Origin of the sequence: Streptomyces sp. BE303 (assembly GCF_036290945.1) — a bacterium.
Taxonomy (GTDB): Bacteria; Actinomycetota; Actinomycetes; order Streptomycetales; family Streptomycetaceae; genus Kitasatospora.
In genome coordinates, this window is the sequence record NZ_JAQYWZ010000060.1 from 1 (window position 1) to 1,657 (window position 1,657).

Annotated in this window: 1 protein-coding gene; it reads right to left on the reverse strand. The window is 72.4% G+C overall.

Annotated elements, in window-relative coordinates:
• On the reverse strand, nt 1-1,641 hold a 1,641-nt coding region (locus tag PUR56_RS00215), incomplete at its 3' end, for an SDR family NAD(P)-dependent oxidoreductase (RefSeq protein ID WP_329947336.1).
• Between the last annotated feature and the right edge of the window lie 16 nt (nt 1,642-1,657).

The following is a 1,657-nucleotide window of genomic DNA, read 5'->3' on the forward strand; positions in this document are numbered from 1 at the left end:
CGCGTCCAGCGCCGCGTTCGCCGCCCCGTACGCCGCCTGCTCCCCGCTGCCCCAGACACCCGAGATCGACGAGAACACCACGAACGCGTCGAGATCCGTACCGACCAACGCGTCCAGGTGCAACGCCCCGTCGACCTTGCCCCGGATCACCCGGTCCAGATGCGCCTCGTCCGCGTCCACGAGTGGCACGTCCTCGGCCACACCGGCCGCGTGCACGACCGCGTCGACCCGACCGACCACGGCCAGCAACGCCTCCACCGCGGACCGATCCGCCAGATCACACGCATGGATCTCCGCCATCGGCAGCTCGGCCAACAACTCCGCCGCGCCGGGCGCCTGAGATCCACGCCGGGAGAGCAGCACCAGCCGCTCCGCACCGTTCGCCGCCGCCCACCGCGCCACCTCGACGCCCAGACCACCCGTCCCACCGGCGACCAGCACCGTGCCCCGAGGCTTCCAGACCGACCCGGAACCCACCGGCGCGTGAACGAGACGACGAACGAGCACGCCACCACCGCGCACCGCGACCTGGTCCTCCGCGCCCAACGCGCCACCCAGGACAGCAGCAACACGACCCGCCGCCCGGCGGTCCAACTCGACCGGCAGATCGAGCAGACCGCCCCACATCCCGGGGTGCTCCAACCCCACCGCCCGGCCGAAGCCCCACAGCTGCGCCTGGTCGATCTCTCCAACGCCGTCCGCCGGTCCGGTGACCAACGCGTTCCGGGTCACGAACCACAGCGGCGTGCTGCACCCGGTGTCCACCAGCGTCCGGACCAGGTCGAGCGCATCGGCCAGGGACGTCGGCGACGCGACGAGACCCGTGACGTCCAGACCCGCCAGCTGCTCCCGGCCGGTCACCTGCACCACTGAAGCGCCCAGTGCCGCCAGCACCTCGGCAAGGCCGTGGACGTCCTCGCCGACCACCGCCCACACACCGTCGAGCCGGGCTTCGGCGGACACGGTCGCCGGCTCCCAGTCGACCCGGTACCGCCAGCCGTCGACCAACGACCGTTCCCGGCCCTGCGCCCGCCAGGTGGCCAGCGCCGGAACGAGGCTCTCAAGTGCCGTCGCCGTGACGCCCAGCTGGTCGGCCAAGGTCCGCAGGTCACCGCGCTCGACGGTGGCCCAGAAGTCGGCGTCCTCACGGTCCGGCCCGGAGGTCCGGCCGACGGGCGCCTCGTCGGGCCAGTACCGCCGGCGCTGGAAGGCGTAGGTCGGCAGCTCGGCCGGTCGGACGCCGGTGAAGAAGGGCGCCCAGTCGACCGGAACGCCGTTGACGTGCAAGGTCGCCAACGCCGTGAGCACGGTGGTGACTTCGTCACGGTCGCGGCGCAGCAGCGGCGCCGTGACGGCGTCCGGCTGCTGGACGAGCGCGGACAGCACGCCGTCCGGGCCCAGTTCGACGAACCTCGTGACGCCGTCGAGGGCCGCGAGGGCATCGGCGAACCGGACGGGCTTGCGGACCTGGTCGACCCAGTACTCCGGGTCCGACCACTGCCCGACACCGACCGGACGGCCCGTCACCGACGACACCGCCGGGACCGAAGGCTCGGAGAAGGACAACCCACGCACCACGGCGCGGAAGTCCTCCAACATCGGCTCCATCAACCGCGAATGGAAGGCGTGACTGGTCCGCAGACGGCTGGACTTCCAA